This is a genomic window from Alphaproteobacteria bacterium (genome assembly GCA_023898725.1).
GTDB lineage: Bacteria > Pseudomonadota > Alphaproteobacteria > JAUHZC01 > JAUHZC01.
Genome location: CP060236.1, coordinates 782626 through 804520, shown reverse-complemented (window position 1 = coordinate 804520; position 21895 = coordinate 782626). Strand labels below are relative to the sequence as shown.

Here is a 21895-nt window from a genome sequence, read left to right as displayed (position 1 = left end):
TCATGTTACTTGATATCGCAGAAAAGTATATTTTGGATTATCATTTTCTGAATGTTTTTCGTTACATTACCTTTCGCACCGGGGGGGCAATTTTCACATCTCTTGCTTTTTGCCTGAGCTTTGGTGCATACTTCATTCGCTATCTAGCAAAACATCAAGCCTTGGGTCAACCTATCCGGAAGGAGGGTCCCGAAATGCATGCGCTTACCAAGAAGGGAACACCTACGATGGGAGGGATGCTCATTTTAGGCGCTCTTGTTCTTGGAACAATCCTATGGAGTGATCTGAGAAATCCCTACATATGGATTGTGCTATTTGTAACTTGTGCGTACGGAGGCATTGGCATCATTGATGACTATCTTAAGGTAAAGCATGGCAACAGCAAAGGTCTTGCCGGAAATCTAAAGATGGCATTACAAATTGTTATCGGGATTCTTGCTCTTTTATGGATTCAAGGAGAACTTCCTGAAACGATGTGCACAACTCTTGCATTTCCCTTCGTGAAATCTTTTGTGCTTGATTTGGGAGTATTTTTTATTCCCTTTGGTTTGCTTGTTATTGTGGGAGCATCCAATGCTGTAAACTTGACTGATGGTTTGGATGGCCTTGCTACTGTTCCTGTAATGATTGCCGCATTTTGTTTCGGTGCGATCACTTATGTTGGTGGCAATAGTATTTTTGCAACCTACCTGCAGGTTCCTCATATTCCTGGATCCGGGGAATTGGCGGTGTTTACAGGAGCGCTTATCGGATCATGCCTTGGATTTCTATGGTTTAATGCACCACCTGCTATGGTTTTCATGGGTGATACGGGATCACTTGCACTTGGAGGAGCATTAGGAACTTTGGCCGTTATTAGCAAAAATGAAATTGTTCTTGCAATCGTTGGGGGTGTATTTGTTCTCGAGGCCTTATCCGTAATGCTGCAAGTGGGATACTTTAAGATAACTGGAGGTAAACGCATTTTTCTGATGACTCCTATCCACCACCACTTTGAAAAAAAAGGTTGGAAAGAGGCGACGATTGTTATTCGCTTCTGGATTATTTCATTCATACTTGGCCTTATTGGTCTTGCAACACTCAAATTAAGGTAGGCTATGTACAACGAATACATCAAAGATAAGCATTTTTATATTATTGGCCTGGCACGATCAGGGTTATCCAGCGCCGCATTTCTGCAAGCCAATGGTGCCACAGTAACCGTGTGGGATGATACAAAAAGTAAACTCCAAGGAATCAACGAATCCTATTCCATTTGTTCTCCTGAAACGGTTGACTGGTCCACAATCACGGCTGTTCTGTTGAGTCCGGGTGTACGCTACAGCTATCCAGAGCCACATATCGCTGTTAGAGTGGCTCAGTCTAAAGGTATCCCCGTCATCAATGATGTTATTTTGTTTTGTGATCTTCATAAAAATGATCTGCTCATCGGTATTACGGGAACCAATGGAAAGTCTACAACAACAGCTCTTACGGCGCATATTCTCAGTGGTCTTGGTTTTCCTGCTACTGCCATCGGGAATATTGGCGTTCCTGTGTTTGGATCCTACCCTGAAGAAGGTCTGATTCGCTTAATTGAGGTATCATCGTTTCAACTTGAGCTCATGAAAAAGAGCCCTTTTTCCATTGCTGTTTTATTAAACTTAAGTGCACATCATTTGGATCGACATGGAAACATGGAAAATTACATTAATGCCAAAATGAATATTTTTAATCATGGTGAGCAACTGCGGGTAATCGGGGGTGAAGACCACTACACAAGGAATGTAGGGCGCCACTTGGCTGTCACCCTGCAAAGCAAGGCGAACATCATCACAACAAGCAGCAATGAGACGACGAAAGAGGGTATCTGGATTGATGATCGACGCATTTATATTAAAATGCCTGATTTAACCCATGAATTTGGGAATACGGATCGATACCAAGCACTCCGAGGATCACACAATCACCAAAACATCGCCTCAAGTCTAGGCATTATTTGTCATGTTTTTGCAAAACTAGGCAAGGGCTGCCCCGATTGGGATAAGATCGATGACTTGTTACAAACATTTGAAGCGCTACCGCATCGCCAGCAACTTGTTTTGACGCAAGGAAATGTCACTATTATCAATGATAGCAAAGCAACAAACGTGGCATCTGCCAAACGAAGTCTCAGTGCTTTCTCCAATATTCTGTGGCTTGTGGGCGGAAGATTTACGGACGATGATATTGATTTTGAGAAAAAGCATCTCAAAAATCTGGTTCATGGGTACGCCTATGGTGAGGCCTCTCGCCCTCTTGAGAAGGCCATTTCCCCAATGAAGCCATGCACGAGCCACACCTCTCTTGCAGAAGCCCTGGCACACGCCAAAGCCTACGCAGACATGCACAAAGAACAACACTTTACCTTATTACTTGCACCTGCGTGTGTCAGCTTCGATCAATTTAGTGATTTTGAAGAGCGAGGGAATGTATTCATGAAACTGGCAAAGGAGATATTTGGTTAGGTATGTTTACACGCTCAGACACAAGCTTGCTTGCCAGGTGGTGGTGGACTATTGATCGCTGGCTATTATTCCAGATATTTTTGTTAATGTTCATCGGTATCATTCTGGTTGTTACAGCGAGCCCCTCCGTTGCAAAAAAAATTGATGTGGAAAGTCTCTATTTTGCCAAGAGACACCTCGCTTATATGATCTTGGGATCGGCAGCACTAGTCGGTGCTTCATTACTAAAACCTGAGCAAATTCGTATTTTTGCAGCAGGGTTATTTGTCTTGATGGTTGTTGGTATGCTTCTGACCTTCTTTAGCGTCAGCATTAAAGGAGCACGGCGTTGGATTAATCTTTGGGGTTTTTCTTTGCAACCAAGTGAGTTTCTTAAACCCGCCTTTGTGATCCTCACAGCATGGTTATTTGCAGAACAAGCAAATGATCGAACGTTTCCCGGACAACGCATCGCTATGGGCGTTCTTATTTTTAACCTCATACTTTTGTTATGCCAACCTGATGTAGGGACAAGTGTGTTAATGGCGGCCACTTTCACAGGGCAATTTATTTTAGCTGGTTTATCACTTGTGTGGATTTTATATGTTTTCTTACTCGGTGGCGCATCACTCGTAGGAGCATACTTTTTCTTTCCCCATGTGGCACAGCGGATTGATCGTTTTCTCTTTGCAACAAATGTTGATAAATACGCAGAGGGATATCAAATCCATCAGTCACTTGAGTCCTTTGCCAATGGGGGATGGCTTGGTATGGGGCCAGGAGAAGGCATCATCAAAAAGCACCTCCCCGATGCCCACGCTGATTTTATTTTTTCCGTGGCAAGCGAAGAGTTTGGACTCGTTTTTTGCATCGTTGTAATTGCTATTTTTACATCTATTGTCTGGCAGATATCAAGCCGCGCCCTCCAGGAAAGCTCCTACTTTCATGTGTATGCAACCATTGGGCTTGTCATTCAGTTTAGCCTCCAAACAACCATCAACATTGCCTCTTCCGTTCATCTCATTCCGACTAAGGGAATGACTCTTCCACTTATCAGCTATGGTGGATCCTCAATTATTGCCACATGCATGGCCCTTGGGTTTATCTTGAGCTTCAATCGTCGAGTGGTTATTGGAGGGCGTCATGTCCGCTAGTCCACACATTGTGCTTGTTGGTGGGGGTACAGGAGGACATGTGATGTCTGCTGTGAGTGTTGGTGAGGAGCTCATACAGCGCAACATCCCATTTTCTGTGATCACTGATATCCGGGGGTCTTCCTATTGGCCCGATGAATGGAAAAAAACGATTACTAGCGCAACCCACATTCGCACACGTAATCCCCTGGGTATTCTGCGACGCCTGTGTGTCTTGGGGAAAAGTTTTTATGAATCTTTGATGTATCTGCGCCGCATAAGACCAACGATTGTTTTGGGCTTTGGAGCGTATCCAACAGTGATGCCGCTACTTGCTGCCCGAATTTTGAGGATTCCCCTGGCAATTTTTGAACTCGATACCTGTGTGGGAGCAGCAAATAAGATTCTCATGACTTTTACGCGTTTGCGCATGAGCGCTTATCCTCTTGAAGATCTCGGCTTCAAACATATGGGCATTCCGGTGCGTCAACATATTGAAGAAATTGGCAATACCCCTTATCGTCTGCCTGCAACAAACGAAGCTTTTGTCATCACGGTCCTTGGTGGTAGTCAAGGCGCATCGCTTTTTAGTCAAGTTATCCCAAAAGCTTTTGGAGATATCAAACCCGAAATCCGTGATCATATTATCCTTATTCATCAGGCTCCTGCAAGCGATGTTCTCCACCTTCAAAAGGTCTATCGTGGGCTTGGTCTACAGGCAACAGTAGAACCTTTTGTTCATGATATGGCAACGGCATACATGCGTACCCATATCATGATCTCACGTGCCGGAGCCGCCACCATTGGTGAAGTCATCGCAACAACTCGCCCAACAATTTTTGTACCCTATGCGCGTGCTGCAAAGAATCACCAACTGAAGAATGCTCAGTTATTAGAGCATAAAAATGCAGCTATTGTCATACCTGAAATGCTTTTTATTCCAGAAAATCTTACCGACTATCTTAATAAATTATTCTATAGCAAAGAAATACTTTTGCAGTATAGTAAAGAATTGCGCAAAATCCGTCATCCTGGCGCTGCTTCTAGAATTGTCACTTTTTTATGCAAACATCAACGAGGATAATGATGCACACATCTCCCCAAAAAATTGGACTTATTCACTTTGTCGGCATTGGTGGCATTGGTATGAGTGGAATTGCAGAGGTTCTGCATAATCTTGGCTATCGTGTGGCTGGAAGCGACCGCTCTCTCAGTGCAAACACCGCAAGGCTCGAAGGTCTTGGCATTACGGTGCATCGCGGACATAGTGCGGACAACCTTACTCATGCCGCCGTTGTCGTCATATCAACGGCTGTTTCACGTACAAATGAAGAGGTTATCAAGGCCCGCGAACTTGGTATTCCGATCATTCATCGCTCAGACATGCTTGCAGAACTAATGCGCCTCAAACCCTGTATTGCTATCTCGGGCACACACGGAAAAACAACAACCACATCACTTATTGGATGCGTTCTCGAGAGTGGTAACTTTGATCCCACTGTGATTAATGGGGGAATTATTAATGCTTATGGCACGAATGCGCGCCTTGGAACTGGAGACTGGATGGTGGTAGAGGCGGATGAATCTGATGGATCGTTCCTAGGATTACCGGCAACACTAGGAGTCATTACAAACATTGATGATGATCACCTTGATCACTACGGAAGTTTTGATGCCGTGAAAACAGCTTTTATCACATTTTTTAAACAAATACCCTTTTATGGCTTGGGCATTTTGTGTGGAGATAACGGGGTCATTCAGGAACTATCGCCCTTCTTCCAGGATCGTAGACGTGTTCTTTATGGCCTCAATGACACCAACGATATTTATGCAGAAAACATTGCTTATCAGCGTGATCACGTGCAGTTTGATGTTGTATGCAAATCCCATGTTCTCAAAACTTTTATCCGTAGCCGCAACTACTTCACTGATACAAATGATGACGTTCGCTTTGAACGCTTTCATTTACCCCTGCTTGGTGAGCACAACGTGCAAAACGCCCTTGCTGGAATTTGTGTTGCTTTAGAACTAGGGATATCGATGGAGCACACACGGACTGCCTACACCCAGTTTGCTGGTGTTAAAAGACGCTTCTCAATTGTCGATGAGGTTGCTGGACGGGTAATTATTGATGATTATGCGCATCACCCGACGGAAATTCGCACGGTTCTTCAGGCGGCTCGACGTTCTGCCAAAAACAGGGTTATTGCTGTTCTTCAACCACATCGATACTCTCGTTTATCTAGACAGCTTTCTGAATTTGCCGCGGCGGTTGCTGCTGCAGATAGCGTTCTTGTTACGCCGGTTTATGCTGCAGGAGAAACACAACAGAATGATGTTGACCACACATCTTTGGCAGCAGCAATTAATGCCATCACACCAGGAAAGGCCATTGCTGTATATACACAAAAGGAAGCCGTACATGTTTTGGCAGACCAAAGCAAAGAAGGCGACACAATTCTCCATCTGGGAGCAGGAGATATCACAAAATGGGCCCATGAGTTGCCCGCACAACTCACAACTCTTATTCACAATATCGAGAAAGGATTCTCCCATGATTGATGGAATTTCCCTCATCCAAAGACTTCCAAAAATTCGTGGACGCTACACTCCCAACACCTCACTTAGCGCCATTACATGGTTTCGCGTCGGTGGCCCCGCTGAGGTTATTTTTAAACCTGCAGATCTTGATGATTTGACTTTTTTCATGAAACACAAGCCCTCAGATGTTCCTGTGAAAATTCTCGGGGTTGGTTCAAATATTCTCGTGCGGGATGGTGGCGTTCCCGGTGTAGTCATTCGCCTAGGAAGACACTTTACAAACATTGTTGTCCGTGAGAATACCGTTGATGTTGGTGCAAGTGTTCTCGATCGGACGCTGTCAGTGCTGGCACGTGATCGAGGTCTTGGAGGGTTGAGTTTTTATTGCAGTATTCCTGGTACCCTTGGAGGTGCATTGCGGATGAATGCAGGATGTTACGGCCGAGAAACTTCCGATGTCGTAGAGTCTGCATTAGTTATGGACCCCAAAGGAAAAATTCACCGACTCACAAACAAAGAGCTCGGTTTTTCGTATCGCCATTGTGCTATTCCCGACGACTGGATTTTTCTCGGGGCACGCCTCACGTTCACACACACGGAGCCTCATATTCTTGCACAGGAAATGGAGGAAATGCTCACAAAGCGAGAGGAAACCCAGCCCACAAATTCCCGAACAGGCGGAAGTACTTTTGCAAACCCACAAGGATACTCTGCGTGGGAACTGATTGACAAGGCAGGCTGTCGTGGCCTAAAAGTTGGAGATGCGCAGATGTCTGAAAAACACTGCAATTTCATGATTAACTGTGGACAAGCAACCGCTGATGATCTTGAAAAACTTGCTGAAACCGTTCAAAATTGCGTCCGCGAGTCTTCAGATATTGCCTTGAATTGGGAAATCATCCGTTGGGGGGTTGGCGTAAAAAAAAATAAAAAGGCTGCGTAACCCAGAATGCAAAAAATAAATAAAGTGTTGCTTTTATACGGTGGCTGGAATGCCGAGCGTGCTGTTTCCCTTTCCTCGACGCCTGACATTGTTGCTGCATTGAAAACCAATGGATATGAAGTCATCACCTACGACTTTGACCGTGATCTTATTTGCCTACTGACGCTTATTAAGGAAGAAAAGCCAGATGTTGTTTTTAACAATGTTTATGGCCGTTATGGTGAAGACGGCCATGTGCAAGGAGCTCTTGAGATTATGGGCATTCCCTACACACACTCAGGTCTGTATGCATCTGCTGCAGCCATGTTTAAGCCTTTCACCCAAATGATTTTGCGCGCCCATGGTATACCAGTCGCTCCCCACACACTCGAGGAAAACCTTGACCCCACGCATCCGCCTCAAAAATATCCGTTTGTTCTTAAACCGTGTGATGAGGGTTCAAGCATTGGCGTAGGGATTATTCGTTCAGATGCTGACTATAAGGCATACATTAAAACACGTGTACCAGAGATCAGATACCCTCTCATGGCCGAAACATACATCCCGGGAACAGAGTTATCGGTGGTAGTATTAGAAGGAAAAGCGTACGGCATTATGGAGATCAGGCCAACAAAAGAGTTTTATGACTACACAGCCAAATACATCGACAAGGTGACAGCGCATATTTATCCTGCAGAGATTCCAACAGATATTTATCAAATTTGCCTTTCCTATGGGGAAAAAGCCTATGCAGCCCTTCGTTGTCAAGGTCTTGCCCGGGTTGACATTCGCTTTGATACGGAACGTGGAAGCGATGGCATTTTTGTTCTTGAGGTCAATCCTCAACCTGGCCTTACATCACTTTCAATAGCTCCTGAAGTGATGGAAAACAACGGTATGAGCTTTCCAAGTCTTGTGAAGCAGATAGTTGAAGGCGCCCGATGTCCCGGATAAAGCGCTCTTCCTCCCTACGCAAGCCTCGCACAAAGAGACACCCTGAGGGCCCTCTATGGTCCCACATTTCCCTGAGGCATGTTTCTGTCGTATTCATACTATCATTGCTTATAGGTTTTTTCATTATATCCCAGAGCGTTGATTGTGCCGCAATCTGGAAAACTTATCGTGATCATGTCCTTTCAAGAATATCTCGGGGATTAGAACTAACCGTCAACGAAATCACCATTACGGGTATGCGCCACACAACCCCAGGTGATGTTTACAAAAGTCTTGGGTTCACACAAAATGATCCGATGCTTTTGATTGATCTGAGCCAATCACACACGAATCTTGAACAATTACTATGGGTTAAGCGAGCAACAATTACGCGTATTTTTCCGAGAAATATTCATATAAACCTTGAGGAACGAGAGCCATTAGCCCTATGGCAGCACCAAAAAAAACTGCACCTCATTGATACGCATGGTGATGTTATTAGACTGGTTGATACAAAACCCTTTCATAATTTTCCTCATATTTTGGGAAAGGGAGCGCCGCAAAATGCGCATATGATTATTAGAGAGTTAAAAGGTTTCCCCACACTTGCCAAACATATTCATGCGTGTGCTTATATTGATAACAGGCGTTGGGATATTATCTTGCATAATAAAATTCGCGTGCAACTTCCTGAGGAACGAACCAGAGAGGCTCTTGCGCACCTCAATCAGATGGTCAAAGATGGGTATATTTCGGATGAATCAGTCCTAAAAGTGGATCTTCGCATTCATGGAAGAACATACTTACAGCTGACACCTAAGGCATTTTCCACACAAACAAAACGAACAGGTGCCTACACATGAGATGGTTGTTCGGAAAACATAAAGGGCAATCCCGCGCAGAGCTTATTAGTAGTATCGACATAGGATCAAGCCGCATAAGCTGTGCTATTGCTGAGATCGATGCCGATAATGGTTTGCGTGTTCTGGGTATGGGACACCATAGTTCTGACGGAATTCGTGGCGGCGTCATAACAAATATGGAACACACCAAAGAAGCCATTTCTAAAGCTGTTATGCATGCGGAAAAGCAGTCTCGTGAAAGCATTCGCAACGTGTTCATTAACGTACCATCTCCGCATGTTTTCTCGCACGGGATTGATGTTGAAATGCCCATTCATGGTGCAGAAGTCACAAATGAGGATATTTCACAGCTTCTTTCTCAAGCATCGAAGAATCTCTCACCCGTTGATAAAGAAATCATTCATGCCATTCCATCAAGCTACTATATTGACGGCAGTCACGGTATTAAAGACCCTAAGGGTATGGTTGGTGATGTGCTGGGGGCAAAAATTCATCTTGTTTCATCCACGCTCGGGCCCCTTCGTAACTGGATTGCCTGCGTCGAACAGTGTCATATGGATGTACAGGGCGTTGTTGCAGCTCCTTTTGCTGCAGGAATAGGCGTCCTTGATGACGATGAAATTGATCTGGGAACCGTCGTCATTGATATGGGAGCGAGCAACACAGGGATTGCTATTTTTGCAGAAGGAAGTTTGCTGCAGCTTAGCGATGTTCCTATCGGCGGCAATCACATTTCACGAGATTTAGCGCGTGCATTTTCCACCCCTATTTCCCATGCTGAGCGCGTTAAGTGCTTATATGGAAGTACTATCGTTGGTTCATCCCTCGAGCGCGAAACGATCATTATTCCTATCATCGGGGAACAACAAAGCTCATCAGGCAGTCAAGTGTCACGTTCAAGCTTAACGCGTGTCATTAAACCACGCATGGAGGAAATATTTGAGCACGTTCGTGAACGTTTGCGATCCCTGGGCGTTGATCAAATTCCTGGTTGCCGAATTGTTCTCACAGGGGGTGGTTGCTTACTTAGTGGCACAGCAGAGTTAGCACAAGCAATTCTTGCAAGGCCTGTACGTGTTGGCTACCCCCTTCACTTACAAGGACTTAATAAGGAATATACCGTTCCTTACCTTGCCGCCTGCGCCGGGATTCTTTCGTATGTGCGCCTCCAGCAAAATCAAGAAGAAAGCGATCACCGCCCCTCCTCACCAAGCCCCAGGGGTTTATTACAAAACATTTTCCAAAAACTTAGAGAAAGACTTTAATTATTTGTTAATTGTGTGTAAAGATAGTAACTATTGCTAGAAGGAAACTTTTTAATGAACATCTCTAAATCTCGTAATCGCCTTGATTCTGACTTTAAACCCAAAATAACAGTCGTTGGCGTTGGTGGCGGCGGTGGCAATGCCGTTAATAACATGATCAAATCACAACTCGAAGGCGTTGAATTTGTTGCAATGAACACAGATTACCAAGCGCTCAGTCAATCACTAACCGATGTTGATCGGCGTGTTCAACTTGGGAATGAGCTGACAAAAGGCTTGGGTGCTGGTTCTGCACCTGAAGTCGGACGAGCCTCTGCCGAAGAATCTATTGAGGAAATCAACGAACAAATTCATGGGAGCAACATGGTCTTTATTGCCGCTGGTATGGGTGGCGGTACAGGAACCGGCACCGCACCTGTTATTGCGCGTGTGGCACGCGAAAAAGGGATTCTTACTGTTGGTGTTGTAACAAAACCTTTTCATTTTGAAGGTTCTCAGCGCATGCGCTCAGCGGATCGCGGAATTGAAGAACTGCAAAAATATGTAGATACACTCATCATCATTCCCAATCAAAACTTGTTTCGCATTGCCAACGAACAGACCACTTTTGCCGATGCTTTTCGCATGGCCGATGATGTTCTCTATGCCGGTGTGCGGGGCATTACAGATCTTATGATTATGCCGGGCCTTATTAATCTTGATTTTGCCGATGTCCGCGCAGTCATGAGCGAAATGGGGAAAGCAATGATGGGTACAGGAGAAGCTGAATCTGAAGGTCGCGCGATTGCAGCAGCCGAAGCGGCTATTTCTAACCCACTCCTTGACGACGTTTCTATGAAGGGCGCTCAGGGGGTTTTAATTAACATCACAGGTGGCATGGATATGACGCTGTACGAAGTAGATGAGGCGGCCAACCGTATTCGTGAAGAAGTTGATCCTGAAGCAAATATTATTTTTGGATCAACCTTCGATGAACGCTTGAATGGGCGCATGCGTGTTTCTGTTGTAGCAACCGGCATTGATGGAGTGCACAACAAAGAAAGTCCTCGCACGGTATTTTCCACGAAACCAGCGGCAACTATTGCGCGAGCAAATCGCTTTCATAATGAAGGAACCTCAGCCACGACCAGAACACAAACACCAACGCCCGAAGCAGAGGTTGATGGCGAACAAAGCCACGCCACAGAACATTTACGTGTTATCTCTGGGAATGATACAGACACCACCGATGCACCACATGCCCCTGCAACAAGTCCTTTTGAACCTGATGATGACATGCAACAAAAACCAAAAGTAGGTTTCTTCAGCCGTCTTCTTGGGCGCAAATCTCAACCTGAAAGTAATGTTGTACAGGCACGCTTCAAACGCCCAGACAAAGAAACAGAGATGAATCTCTTCACACATTCATCTCCAGCACCAAGTGCACGATCAGGGGAACACCCTGCCATGCCACACGGGAAAGAACCTAACGAATTAAAAGAGAAAAACCTGGATGTTAAAGAAGAGGAAGATTTGGATATTCCATCTTTCATGCGACGAACCTAGGAGGCACCCAGGGACAAGAACAGATAAATCAAGAGACTCATGTGACATGGGTCTCTTTTTTTGAACTACAGGCATTCACAATACGAGCATCACAAAAGATCAGTTTTCCCAAAAAGCAGGGGTTAACAAAATAACGATGGTAAGGAACTCCAGTCGCCCCAATAACATACACGCTGAATATGCCACCTTCGCATATAGAGGAAGATCAGCATAGTTACCCGAGGGTCCTACACCACCAAACCCCGGTCCGACATTTGTGACACTTGCTAGGGCGCCTGAAAGTGCCGTCAGCAAATCAACCCCAGCAAGAGTAACCGATAGGGTTGCCACAAGAATGATAAGAATAAAGGCGGCTAAAAAAGTGATCACCGACATTAGAATTGCTGGATCAATTGTGCGACCATTGAATTTAGGGCTGACAACCGCACGGGGGTAGATAATCTGTCGCATATATCCTTTTACATGCTCCCAAATTATTTGATAGCGAAAAATTTTGATGCTTCCCGATGTGGACCCTGTACACCCTCCTATTATCATGACTAACCATACAAGCGCCTTCATAAAGCCTCCCCAGGATTCATAATCAGTGCCCACATACCCTGTGGTTGTCAACATAGAAACCAATTGAAAGAGCGTTGAGATCCCCCCACCTATGGTACTATCTTTTTGATACAAACTAGGCACTGCCGCTACACACACCAGAAAAAATAGAACCTTCGCATATCCCCGAATTTGTTGATCCCTAAGTACAGAAAAATCACCCCGGAACGCCCGAGCTTGAAGCACAAGACTACCCCCACCCAAAATCATAAAAACGATGGATATACTTTCAATGACAGGGTTCTGATAGAAACGAAAGGATTCATTGTGAACAGAAAACCCCCCCGTAGAAACAGTGGCTAAGCTGTGACAAACCGTTTCAAGAAGAGGCATACCTGCAAAATAATATCCACAAGCACAGCAGAAGGTAAGGGAGGTATAAATACCTAACAAGTGTGAGGCAACATGAGATAACCGTGGCAGAAATTTTTCCGAGCGATCAGAAAATTCATTGCGATATAACAATACCCCCCCTACTCGCAGCATAGGAAGAACGGTAAGAGCCATCACGATAATACCAATACCTCCAAACCACTGTAACATTGCTCGCCATACATACGTTCCAGGAGACGCATAGCTTAAATCCCGAATCACGGTTGCACCAGTTGTCGTTAAACCCGATGTTGCCTCAAACAATGCGTCAATAAACGTCGGTGTACATCCAGAAAAATAAAAAGGAAGCGCCGATATCACACAAAGGACGCTCCAGACAAGTGTCGTAAGTAAAAAAGCTTGATGGTTGCGTAGCTGAACATCCCCTGCAGGGCGGTTGGCTGTAACCATAAAGCCAGCGGCAATAGTAATAATAATAATGCTGTGGCTGAAGGCTGTTGCCTGGGGAAGACCTAGCGAGAAATCAATTAATGCAGGAATGGTCATAGCCACTGCAAAAATTCCCATAAAAATTCCCACCACGTAGCTTAGCTGATTAACAAAAACAAGGCGCACGATCTACACCCTTTCTACACTGACGATTTGAGAAACTGACCGCAACGACGCGATAATATCCGTAAGGTGATCCGCATTTTTGACATCCACATCAACCACAATATCAAAGAAATTCTCCGTGCGATTGGTAATTTTAAAATTAATAATGTTAGCATCTTGCTGTGAAACCACTGTTGATAGTTTTGCCAGTGCCCCAGACTGATTCGAAAGAAGTACATAAAGCCTACCCACATGAGTACTTTCAGGCGTATTTTCTGAATCCCAAGACACATCCAACCAACGATCTGGTTCTGATTCATAGTGCATAAGTGTGGCACAATCTCGCGTGTGAATCGTCACGCCTTTTCCCGTTTGGACGATCCCCACCACACGATCCCCGGGAAGAGGATGACAACAGCCAGCATAATGAATAGCCATTCCAGGAATCAAGCCCCTCAGTGGAATAGCTGATCGCTTATCTGTTTTGCGGTTTGATGCTTTATCAATTATGCTCGGCACCGTGTTTTGTGTCTGCTCGGCATTTTCTTCGGCCCCACTGCGATTCTCTGGGTGCATACGCGTATAAACATCTGCGGCTGTATAAACGCCTGATCCCACGCTTGCGTAAAGCTCATCTAGGCTCTTCATGCGAAAATTTGAAAGAAACTCAATGAATGTGCGATCGCTGAACGCTTTTTTATATTTTTTAAAATATTTTTGAAGGATCGACTTGCCCAAAATAATATATTGATCTCGCTGTTGAGTGCGAATAAATCGTCGGATATTTGCACGAGCCTTGCCTGTAACCACACAGCGTTCCCACGCTGGTGAAGGGTTTTGTGATTTAGATGTGCATATTTCAACCTGCGATCCATTACGCAAAACAGTCCGAAGTGGAACAAGTCTTCCATCAATTTTTCCACTCACACAATGATTCCCCACATCGGAATGAATAGCATAGGCAAAATCAATCACTGTCGCGCCTTGGGGCATTGAAATCAGGTCACCTGCTGGTGTGAAACAAAACACCTGGTCTTGAAACATTTCAAGTTTTGTATGTTCTAAAAATTCTTCAGGATCACTCGAATGTTCAAGAATATCCAACAACCCCCGCAACCACCGGTATTCACTTTTGTCTTCTGTCGTGTTTTGTTTATATTTCCAGTGCGCGGCCACCCCATTTTCGGCATACTCATGCATGGTGTGTGTGCGAATCTGGATTTCAATACGATGATTTGTAGGACCAATAACTGTTGTGTGCAATGACTGGTAGTTGTTGGGTTTCGGTGTGCTAATGTAGTCTTTAAAGCGCTCTGGAACCATCGCAAAGGCACCATGTACGGCTCCTAGAGCCCGATAGCACTCTTCGCGCGTGCCCAACAATATACGAAAAGCGATGATATCGGTCAGCTGTTCAAAAGGCACTTTGCGTTGGCGCATTTTACGCCAGATGGAATATATGCTTTTTTCCCGACCGGATAGCGAAGCCTCCATAGTATTTTCCTTCATCAGCTGAAGTATTTGTGTTTTTATACTATCAACCGTGTCTTTCCCTTTTTCACGCAAGAAATGTAAGCGCGCGGTTATTGACTCATAGGCCTCGGGATGCAGCTGCGCAAAGGCAAGTTTTTCAAGCTCTTCCTTAATATGCTGGATACCAATACGCTCTGCCAGCGGGGCATAAATATCGAGGGTTTCTTGGCTAATACGTTGTCGTTTTTCCAGCGAAGCGACATAATGAAGGGTGCGCATGTTATGCAACCGATCTGCAAGTTTTACAAGTAAAACCCGCATATCAGAAGCCATAGCCAACACAAGCTTGCGGAAATTTTCCGCCTGCTTTTCATGTTTTGATTGCCACTGAATTTGCGATAATTTAGTAACACCATCAACGAGTGTGCGTACCTCTTTGCCAAAATTTTTTTCAATTTGATCAAGGTTGACGCTTGTATCCTCAACTGTATCATGCAAAAGACCCGTGATAATGGTTTCAAGATCCAGATTCAACTCGGCAAGAATACTAGCAACCTCGAGCGGATGAGAAAAATAGGGGTCACCTGATTCACGCATCTGATTGCCGTGTGCTTGCATGGCAAAGACATAGGCCCGATTCAGTTTGTCCTCATCAACATCAGGGATGTATATACGGACTTTTTCTACCAGTTGGAACTGTCGGATCATGAAGGAGGCACGGCTTTAATGAAGTAATATTGTACAAAATAATACAATCTACACAATAGCACGAGAAAAACCATTTGTATCAAATCTTTTTTCTAGTCTTTGCGTAGCAAGGAGAGGATATTAACACTTAATTAACAAAAATTACTGACTATAATAATTACTTAAAATAATTTGTATAAATGTATATTATTTGTAGATATTTACTGTTCTTTTTATTTGCAACAATGGGCGCGCAAGCCTCAAGACAAATATCTGCCTCAGATTTATCTTCTCCCGAATCCATAGAAAGTCGAAGAGTGAACTTTGTCGTTCCTATGACTGCCATAAACGCCCCAGAACCCCCTTCTGTTATACCTACACCCGCGAACACTGTTCCCATGCCTACCATTCCTATGGATGATCTGGACTTTAGCGTCCAGCTAGCCCCATACAGCTTTGGTCGCCCAATTGAGCGTCCCATATTTATACTCTCATTAGATGGAGGCGGAATTCGCGGACGCCGTGAGGCAGAAATACTTGCTGCACTTGAGCGCGAAACATTATCAGAGTTTGGCCTTCACCTGTGTCGTATTTTTGATATCATGGCAGGAACATCTACAGGAGCTGGTATTGTCGCCGCCTTAAGTCTTCCTGGAAGTACACCACATATACCCGCATTCACTGCCGAACGCTTGCGTGCTCTTTATACCTCACACAACGCAAAGAAAATTTTTCACGCTCCTTTAGGGTATCGCATCCGTACGCTTGGTGGCTTGCGTGGCCCGCGTTTCCCAAGCACCGGCCTATCCCATGTTTTGCGAGAGTACTTTAAAGATCATTGGATAAGCGAAGCCATGACAAACATTCTTATACCTGCTTTCAGTCTCGATACCGGAAGAGAAAAGTACTTTCGAAGCGACCGTGCACAACAACATCTCTCAGAGGATTATTTTGTTTTTGACGCTGTGAAAGCAAGCGCCTCAGCACCCACATACTTCCCCGCACACGCGGCCATTAATGGGGAAGGTTTGGAAACATTATGTGTTGACGGAGGGCTTTGCATGAATAACCCCACAGCTGAAGCTTTTCGAATGGCAGAAGAACTATACCCAGGATCAGAAAAGTACGTGCTGTCCCTTGGCACCGGAGAAAAAGCTCCTCACGGTAATACCAAAGCTCTGCACGCCGAGGGGCTTATTCGTGCTGCACGAGCAATCATAAATGCAACCATGAGTGGAAGCTCACGCCACGTGGATGATGAAATGCATCGATTGCTTCCAACACCCTCTGCAGGTTATCCCGGTCATCAGCATTACTTTCGGTCACAAAGCACCATCACAGGTTCTTTAACTGATATGGCATCCACTGATCCTCATGTCATTGCGGCGATAGCACGTCTTGGAGATCCCGGACACAATCCCGAAGTACGCACCACTATCGAGAGCTTTATGAACGTGCTTAGACCTTTTTACAACAGAGCACACACAGCCCCACACATGGAATAACACAGACAAAAGAGATTAACCAACCGCCGCCAAACGTTGTGGGGACCTGTGCGCTTGTAGGAATTCAGCGATGAGACTCTCAAGACGCACAAATGAGCGGTATATTTTTTTATCAAATTTTTCTTTTGCCAAGTGACTGATGTTGCGCACAGCACGGCACAACGATGATAGTTCGTCAATCTGTGCAGCACTAGGGGAGGATCCCCCGGTTAATGATTGTGTTAGGGTGCGAAAGTCAATAATGAAGGCCCACAAGATCTCACTTTGTTCTTTTGGAGTCAAAAAAGTGACATTCCGCTCAATGCGATCGTTACTCATGATACAATACCTCTTTAAACGTTATTATTGGCAAATTTTTTTTATTATATGGGAATATAGCATGAGACAGATGATTGTAAAGAATTTTAACAAAAGATTTGTAAAGTTTTTAATTTTTAAACAGTATTTTTGACAGTAAAGTATTATGATATTTTTTAGGTGTTTCATTTGCAATGAACCAACAACCATACAGTTCTCTATTTGCACTATGTGTCGTAAAAAAATTTCCAGTCGGAAAGAAATATCCCAAAAAATTCTTGATATTGCTTTATCTCCAGGGAAAGATAAAAAACTTATCGTCACCGCAAATTTTTCTTACCGTGGCCTTATTCGTGATTTTATTATGCTTTTGAAGTATCGAAAAAATCCCCATGTCGCAAAATTTATGACAGAACTCATGTATCCACTCATAGACACACCTGGCAGTGTTATCTTTTGTCCGGTACCAGCACACCCTCTACGCCTTGTATCCCGGGGCTATAACCAGTCCATGGAGTTAGCCAAAGAGATGGCTCAGAGATTTCATCAAGGAACAGTCGTTGACGCGCTGGTACGGCGCCGTAATACACCCCAACAAAAAAAGAAAACTTTCTTAAAGCGCTACCAAAATATCCATAATGCTATAGGCCTAAGGCCCAATGCCCACTCTCATCTTATGAGAAAAGATATTATTCTTCTCGATGATGTTTGCACTTCAGGCGCAACACTTGTAGAATGTGCAAAAGTCCTGCTGACAGATGGGGGAGTTGCAAATGTTAAAGCCTGCGTTTTTGCACTGGCCACAAAAAAAGATCCGAATTCTTATTCTTTTTAGTGCCATTGCAATCGGGTTTCTCTTTTCTCATTGTTTTACAGAACGCTTTTTTGATCGCCCACTACTCACCACAACAAAAGGTTTTCCAATGTCCCACGTTACCATTTACTCCAAATCCGTTTGTCCCTATTGTGTGCGGGCTAAGGCACTATTTGACAAAATTGGTATCGCCTATAATGAGGTGCGGATTGATCTTCATGAAGAAAAACGGGATGAGATGCTCCAGAAATCTAATGGGAGCACAACTGTTCCACAAATTTTTATTGGTGACAAGCACATCGGAGGATGTGATGAGTTATACGCACTACATGCCAATGGCAGACTGATGAAGCTTTTGGCTTAGGTCCGATCCCAAAAATGCTCTTTTACGTACACACAAAGCTCGCGAAATAATTCACTTGCGTTAAGCCAATGAAACACCCTTGACGCGTACAGGGATTGAACATATATCCCTGCACATCACATAAGATTCCCGAACATGCGCGAACATAGCGTGCAATCTCAGCAGGGGTGATAAACTTATTCCAGTCATGTGTTCCTTCCGGAAGAAGCTTAAGAATATTTTCAGCTAGCCCAATGACCATCCACCGTGAAAGCTTCGTGCGGTTTATTGTCGATAAAACAGCAACTCCCCCAGAAGCAATGCGTGCCTGTATCGCCCGCAGAAATTCCGATGGGTCTGTCACATGCTCAATGACTTCAAAGGCAATCACCAAATCGAACTCCCCTTGTATATCAGCAACCTCACCCTCCACATAGGTTATTGCGAGGGTATTTTTTTCGGCATGCTCTCGGGCAATTGCGATACTGGTTGGCGATGCATCAACACCCACCACCAACGCACCGCAGCGGGTTAGTGCCTCGCACAAAACACCTCCCCCACACCCAACATCAAGAATTCGCATGCCTTTGAGTGTGCCGAAACCAGCACGAGTCGCCACACGCATGATGTACTGCATACGCAAGGGAAGCAAATCATGCAACAATCCATGCTCTCCTCTTTCTGACCACCACCCCTTAGCCATTCGTTCAAATTTTTCAACTTCATCTAAGTCAATGGAGGACGTTGTCATGAGGCACTCTTTTCTTTAACGACAGATGCCAAAAATGGCGGGATACGCACACTCACTTCTGTTCCATCTTTCAGCGTTACCAAAACACCATCCACCACCGGAAAATCCCGATATCTAAGCATCAATGCACATACGTGATTGTAACAAAAAAGGAGCTTACCAACACGCACACCTTTATAGTAGACTTCTTGAGGACTCTCATCTACTGATGATCCTTGCGCGGGTACTCCTGCGAAGACGTACTTGCGAACTTCACCAGCGTGTTGCGTGCGTGTTATAAGCTCTTGACCAACATAGCAGCCCTTATTCCAAGAAAGGGCATTGATGAAGGCACCATTGGTTTCCATGGGAAACAGTTGGTCTTCGCCATACTCACGAACGCCCTCTAAAACACCCATAAGAAGGCGCTTTTGACGCCACTGGTTATACATCACGGAATCCTGGGCGCGTTTTTCTTTCAATGATTCTTGTTCGAAAGAAGTAATAAGATAGCGATAACCTAACGCGGGGGGACTATCCCCCCGTTGTGGCACACGAGGGTCCCCTCCCCCCAAAAAAGACGCAAAGGGGGTGTACGTAATACATTCTACCAAATCCGCATTTTCAGCAATTGTCACATCACACCGCAGCTTGTACATCATCAGTAACTGTAACACACGAGAACCAACACGGGCATCACACGACAGAGTCACGCCACCAACGTCTGGCGCTCCTATCGGCACACCAAACGAATGGGTGTAAACAAAAATATCTGCTATCACTTTACTGCGCGGTGTGAGCAAATAACCATAAACAAGATCTCCCGCCAAAACGGCGGCCAGGTCACACGTTAATAACCCCTGCAAAAAAGAGCGCCACTGGGTGCCTTTGATATCAATACACATGCGATAAGGCAGTATGGTTACAGTTTGGGAGTACATGATTATTTCTTCTTGGATTTCTTCTGCCGGGTGCGTTCTTTTTTCTGCAATCTCTGTTTTAGATCATGCCCTATAGCATAATCTGCCCCTGCCCCCCCTACCACAGGAATAATCTGGCCAGACGTTGGTTTTTTGCGCAGTTGCCCAACAGAAGTTCCTCTGGGGATGAGAGCTTTTCCCATATTTCCCCCAGCACCAGATGCAAACAAGCTACTATGGAAAATGCGTATTGGATTCGGAATTTTGCGCCTGCGCCCTCTTTTTCCGCGTTGTGAATGAGAGGCCAAAACGGTGGTATCGATATCACCCTCCACAACAGTAAGGCCGTCACGAAAAGAAATGGCAGACGGAGGACGCATATGTGATGATGGCAATGAGCGCCATAGGGCGTTTTTTCTTGCCAGACCACCACCGCTTCTTGGGGCTTCTCCACGTGAAGAGGGCTGTTCACGTGTTATGAAAATGCCACCATCTCTCCGGGCTTCTCTTTTGCGATCCTTGCGAGAGGCGAGCTGTGCACGATTAAGATCATTATCAACAGGTCTATCAGGCACAGCAAGAGGGATCCGGCGCTCAACAACAGGGCGCCCATCATCACGCGGTACACCTTCATCAATCACAGATACTTGTAACAAGCTAACGGTACTCAAGAAAAAGTATATCATGCGACAAGACGCGTTAAACAATGAAGCAATCTTTTCACGGCTTCAGCCAGGACGTCAACTGTATTTGTCAAACAAATACGCACATAACCAGGGGCGGCAAAATAGCTACCGGGCGTCACACACAAATGCTCTTGCGCAATTAATGTGTGAACAAAGGATTCGTCATCAATCTCACCCGTTGCCTTTTGTAAAAAAGGACGGATGTCTGCAAGAATATAGTATGCACCCTGTGGGTTGGATGTGACAATACCATGTTCTGCAAACAACGTCCGGACAAATGCAGCCCGTACCTTCAACTCTGCGCAAAAAGGTTTGAGAAAATCAAAACCATTCCTCAGGAGCGCTTCTGCTGCTACTTGTGAAATCACACTTGGATTTGATGTCTGTTGAGACTGAATTTTACCCAGTGCTTCTATCAGATGGCGAGGACCAGCAGCAAATCCTAGACGCCACCCTGACAACGCCCCACACTTGGAAACACCGTCAACCACAACAACACGGTCAGCCAAATCTGCATTCACATGGGCAAAACTAGGACAAGGAAGACCGTCATGAACAAGCAGAGCATAAATTTCATCGCATATAATATTCACATGGGGATGGCGGCGCAGAACATCCCCAAGGGCTTGTTGTTCGTCATATGTATAGACAGCGCCCGTAGGATTATGAGGATTATTCAAAAGAAGCCACTTTGTTCGAGGAGTGATGTGGCGCGCTAAACTTTCGGGGGTCACCTTGTAATCATTGATGTACTCAAGAGCAATCCCCACAACAGTGCCACCCAGAAGCCGCACCATCGTCTCATAAGTTGGCCAATAGGGCTGTGGAAGCAAAACCTCATCTTCGGGCAATAACGTAGCCATGAGGGTATTAAAAATACCTTGTATGCTCCCATTTGTAGCGATCACAGCAGTATCATCTGTCAGTGTAATCCCCCGCATATCCCTAAAGTAGTTACGTATTTCATGCAGCAAGGAAGGTCGCCCTGATACAGCTGTATAGCGACAGACGCCATCAAGCATACCCTTGCGCACGGCAGTAAGTACGCATTCAGGAGGGGTAAAGTCTGGCTCACCCACTGTAAGGGCAATAAAGTCTGAGTGTTTTTGTGCGTATTCTTGAGCCGCTGCATTGAGTTTCAACGTACGGGACCCCTCAATACGCCGAACAAAATTGGTAAGAGCTATCATTGGCCAGCCATAACCTTTTTCTGTATTTTTATCTGTTAGCCTAAGTATAATGGATA

At 45.0% G+C, this 21895-nt stretch carries 19 protein-coding genes and 1 pseudogene; 13 read left to right on the top strand and 7 right to left on the bottom strand.

Going from position 1 to position 21895, the window contains the following annotated elements; translation table 11 throughout:
• Nucleotides 1-2 precede the first annotated feature (2 nt).
• From H6849_03715 to ftsZ, 10 genes and pseudogenes are all read left to right on the top strand, one after another.
• Complete coding sequence (locus H6849_03715; GenBank protein ID USO01179.1) at nt 3-1094, top strand: phospho-N-acetylmuramoyl-pentapeptide-transferase; 1092 nt, start codon at nt 3-5, stop codon at nt 1092-1094.
• 3 nt (nt 1095-1097) lie between these two features.
• Nucleotides 1098-2486, top strand: coding sequence for a UDP-N-acetylmuramoyl-L-alanine--D-glutamate ligase (murD, locus tag H6849_03710; protein ID USO01178.1), 1389 nt, complete (start codon nt 1098-1100; stop codon nt 2484-2486).
• Nucleotides 2487-2488: 2 nt separating this feature from the next.
• Nucleotides 2489-3619, top strand: a complete 1131-nt coding sequence (locus tag H6849_03705; GenBank protein ID USO01177.1) for a cell division protein FtsW — start codon at nt 2489-2491, stop codon at nt 3617-3619.
• Nucleotides 3609-4682 (top strand): UDP-N-acetylglucosamine--N-acetylmuramyl-(pentapeptide) pyrophosphoryl-undecaprenol N-acetylglucosamine transferase, encoded by a 1074-nt coding sequence (locus H6849_03700; GenBank protein ID USO01176.1) that lies wholly within the window; start codon nt 3609-3611, stop codon nt 4680-4682. The genes H6849_03705 and H6849_03700 overlap by 11 nt, the downstream gene beginning before the upstream one ends.
• Nucleotides 4683-4684: 2 nt before the next feature.
• Nucleotides 4685-6160 carry a UDP-N-acetylmuramate--L-alanine ligase gene (locus H6849_03695; protein ID USO01920.1) on the top strand — a complete coding sequence of 492 codons (1476 nt, stop codon included), beginning with the start codon at nt 4685-4687 and terminating at the stop codon, nt 6158-6160.
• Nucleotides 6153-7082 carry a UDP-N-acetylmuramate dehydrogenase gene (gene murB, locus H6849_03690; protein ID USO01175.1) on the top strand — a complete coding sequence of 310 codons (930 nt, stop codon included), beginning with the start codon at nt 6153-6155 and terminating at the stop codon, nt 7080-7082. Before H6849_03695 ends, murB begins: the two co-directional genes overlap by 8 nt.
• Nucleotides 7083-7088: 6 nt before the next feature.
• A complete protein-coding gene (locus H6849_03685) occupies nt 7089-8015 on the top strand; it encodes a D-alanine--D-alanine ligase (GenBank protein ID USO01174.1) in 927 nt (308 codons plus the stop codon).
• Nucleotides 8003-8857 carry an FtsQ-type POTRA domain-containing protein gene (locus H6849_03680; protein USO01173.1) on the top strand — a complete coding sequence of 285 codons (855 nt, stop codon included), beginning with the start codon at nt 8003-8005 and terminating at the stop codon, nt 8855-8857. Before H6849_03685 ends, H6849_03680 begins: the two co-directional genes overlap by 13 nt.
• A complete protein-coding gene (gene ftsA / locus H6849_03675) occupies nt 8854-10122 on the top strand; it encodes a cell division protein FtsA (GenBank protein USO01172.1) in 1269 nt (422 codons plus the stop codon). The genes H6849_03680 and ftsA overlap by 4 nt, the downstream gene beginning before the upstream one ends.
• A 54-nt stretch (nt 10123-10176) precedes the next feature.
• Nucleotides 10177-11202 (top strand): annotated as a pseudogene (gene ftsZ, locus H6849_03670) (cell division protein FtsZ).
• Between the two features lie 564 nt (nt 11203-11766).
• On the opposite strand, the gene H6849_03665 reads toward ftsZ, so the two are convergent.
• Both H6849_03665 and H6849_03660 read right to left on the bottom strand, forming a co-directional pair.
• Entirely contained in the window at nt 11767-13215 is a 1449-nt protein-coding gene (locus H6849_03665; protein ID USO01171.1) for a TrkH family potassium uptake protein, read from the bottom strand.
• A 3-nt stretch (nt 13216-13218) separates the two neighbouring features.
• Nucleotides 13219-15375 carry a bifunctional (p)ppGpp synthetase/guanosine-3',5'-bis(diphosphate) 3'-pyrophosphohydrolase gene (locus H6849_03660; protein USO01170.1) on the bottom strand — a complete coding sequence of 719 codons (2157 nt, stop codon included), beginning with the start codon at nt 15373-15375 and terminating at the stop codon, nt 13219-13221.
• A 314-nt stretch (nt 15376-15689) separates the two neighbouring features.
• On the opposite strand from H6849_03660, the gene H6849_03655 reads away from it, so the two are divergent.
• Nucleotides 15690-16859, top strand: a complete 1170-nt coding sequence (locus H6849_03655) for a patatin-like phospholipase family protein (GenBank protein USO01169.1) — start codon at nt 15690-15692, stop codon at nt 16857-16859.
• Between the two features lie 15 nt (nt 16860-16874).
• On the opposite strand, the gene H6849_03650 is transcribed toward H6849_03655, so the two are convergent.
• Nucleotides 16875-17177, bottom strand: coding sequence for a hypothetical protein (locus tag H6849_03650; GenBank protein ID USO01168.1), 303 nt, complete (start codon nt 17175-17177; stop codon nt 16875-16877).
• Nucleotides 17178-17385: 208 nt separating this feature from the next.
• On the opposite strand from H6849_03650, the gene H6849_03645 reads away from it, so the two are divergent.
• Nucleotides 17386-17991: a ComF family protein gene (locus H6849_03645; GenBank protein ID USO01167.1), complete on the top strand. Its 606-nt coding sequence runs from the start codon at nt 17386-17388 to the stop codon at nt 17989-17991.
• Nucleotides 17992-18079: 88 nt separating this feature from the next.
• A complete protein-coding gene (gene grxC, locus H6849_03640; protein ID USO01166.1) occupies nt 18080-18334 on the top strand; it encodes a glutaredoxin 3 in 255 nt (84 codons plus the stop codon).
• A 22-nt stretch (nt 18335-18356) separates the two neighbouring features.
• Here grxC and ubiG read toward each other — a convergent pair whose 3' ends face one another.
• Genes ubiG through H6849_03620 form a run of 4 tightly spaced genes read right to left on the bottom strand, consistent with a single transcriptional unit; the run spans nt 18357 to nt 21839 of the window.
• Nucleotides 18357-19064, bottom strand: coding sequence for a bifunctional 2-polyprenyl-6-hydroxyphenol methylase/3-demethylubiquinol 3-O-methyltransferase UbiG (gene ubiG / locus H6849_03635; protein ID USO01165.1), 708 nt, complete (start codon nt 19062-19064; stop codon nt 18357-18359).
• Nucleotides 19061-19984, bottom strand: coding sequence for a hypothetical protein (locus tag H6849_03630; GenBank protein USO01164.1), 924 nt, complete (start codon nt 19982-19984; stop codon nt 19061-19063). Before H6849_03630 ends, ubiG begins: the two co-directional genes overlap by 4 nt.
• A gap of 2 nt (nt 19985-19986) precedes the next feature.
• Nucleotides 19987-20649 carry a hypothetical protein gene (locus H6849_03625; protein ID USO01163.1) on the bottom strand — a complete coding sequence of 221 codons (663 nt, stop codon included), beginning with the start codon at nt 20647-20649 and terminating at the stop codon, nt 19987-19989.
• A complete protein-coding gene (locus tag H6849_03620; GenBank protein ID USO01162.1) occupies nt 20646-21839 on the bottom strand; it encodes an aminotransferase class I/II-fold pyridoxal phosphate-dependent enzyme in 1194 nt (397 codons plus the stop codon). The genes H6849_03625 and H6849_03620 overlap by 4 nt, the downstream gene beginning before the upstream one ends.
• Nucleotides 21840-21895 lie beyond the last annotated feature (56 nt).

Coding starts and splice junctions, on each gene's coding strand:
- murD (USO01178.1), top strand. CDS start 1,098: ATGTACAACGAATACATCAAAGATAAGCATTTTTATATTATTGGCCTG.
- H6849_03695 (USO01920.1), top strand. CDS start 4,685: ATGCACACATCTCCCCAAAAAATTGGACTTATTCACTTTGTCGGCATT.
- H6849_03700 (USO01176.1), top strand. CDS start 3,609: ATGTCCGCTAGTCCACACATTGTGCTTGTTGGTGGGGGTACAGGAGGA.
- H6849_03685 (USO01174.1), top strand. CDS start 7,089: ATGCAAAAAATAAATAAAGTGTTGCTTTTATACGGTGGCTGGAATGCC.
- H6849_03645 (USO01167.1), top strand. CDS start 17,386: ATGTGTCGTAAAAAAATTTCCAGTCGGAAAGAAATATCCCAAAAAATT.
- H6849_03655 (USO01169.1), top strand. CDS start 15,690: ATGACTGCCATAAACGCCCCAGAACCCCCTTCTGTTATACCTACACCC.
- ubiG (USO01165.1), bottom strand. CDS start 19,064: ATGACAACGTCCTCCATTGACTTAGATGAAGTTGAAAAATTTGAACGA.
- murB (USO01175.1), top strand. CDS start 6,153: ATGATTGATGGAATTTCCCTCATCCAAAGACTTCCAAAAATTCGTGGA.
- H6849_03660 (USO01170.1), bottom strand. CDS start 15,375: ATGATCCGACAGTTCCAACTGGTAGAAAAAGTCCGTATATACATCCCT.
- H6849_03620 (USO01162.1), bottom strand. CDS start 21,839: ATGATAGCTCTTACCAATTTTGTTCGGCGTATTGAGGGGTCCCGTACG.
- H6849_03630 (USO01164.1), bottom strand. CDS start 19,984: ATGTACTCCCAAACTGTAACCATACTGCCTTATCGCATGTGTATTGAT.
- ftsA (USO01172.1), top strand. CDS start 8,854: ATGAGATGGTTGTTCGGAAAACATAAAGGGCAATCCCGCGCAGAGCTT.
- H6849_03705 (USO01177.1), top strand. CDS start 2,489: ATGTTTACACGCTCAGACACAAGCTTGCTTGCCAGGTGGTGGTGGACT.
- H6849_03680 (USO01173.1), top strand. CDS start 8,003: ATGTCCCGGATAAAGCGCTCTTCCTCCCTACGCAAGCCTCGCACAAAG.
- H6849_03715 (USO01179.1), top strand. CDS start 3: ATGTTACTTGATATCGCAGAAAAGTATATTTTGGATTATCATTTTCTG.
- H6849_03650 (USO01168.1), bottom strand. CDS start 17,177: ATGAGTAACGATCGCATTGAGCGGAATGTCACTTTTTTGACTCCAAAA.
- grxC (USO01166.1), top strand. CDS start 18,080: ATGTCCCACGTTACCATTTACTCCAAATCCGTTTGTCCCTATTGTGTG.
- H6849_03625 (USO01163.1), bottom strand. CDS start 20,649: ATGATATACTTTTTCTTGAGTACCGTTAGCTTGTTACAAGTATCTGTG.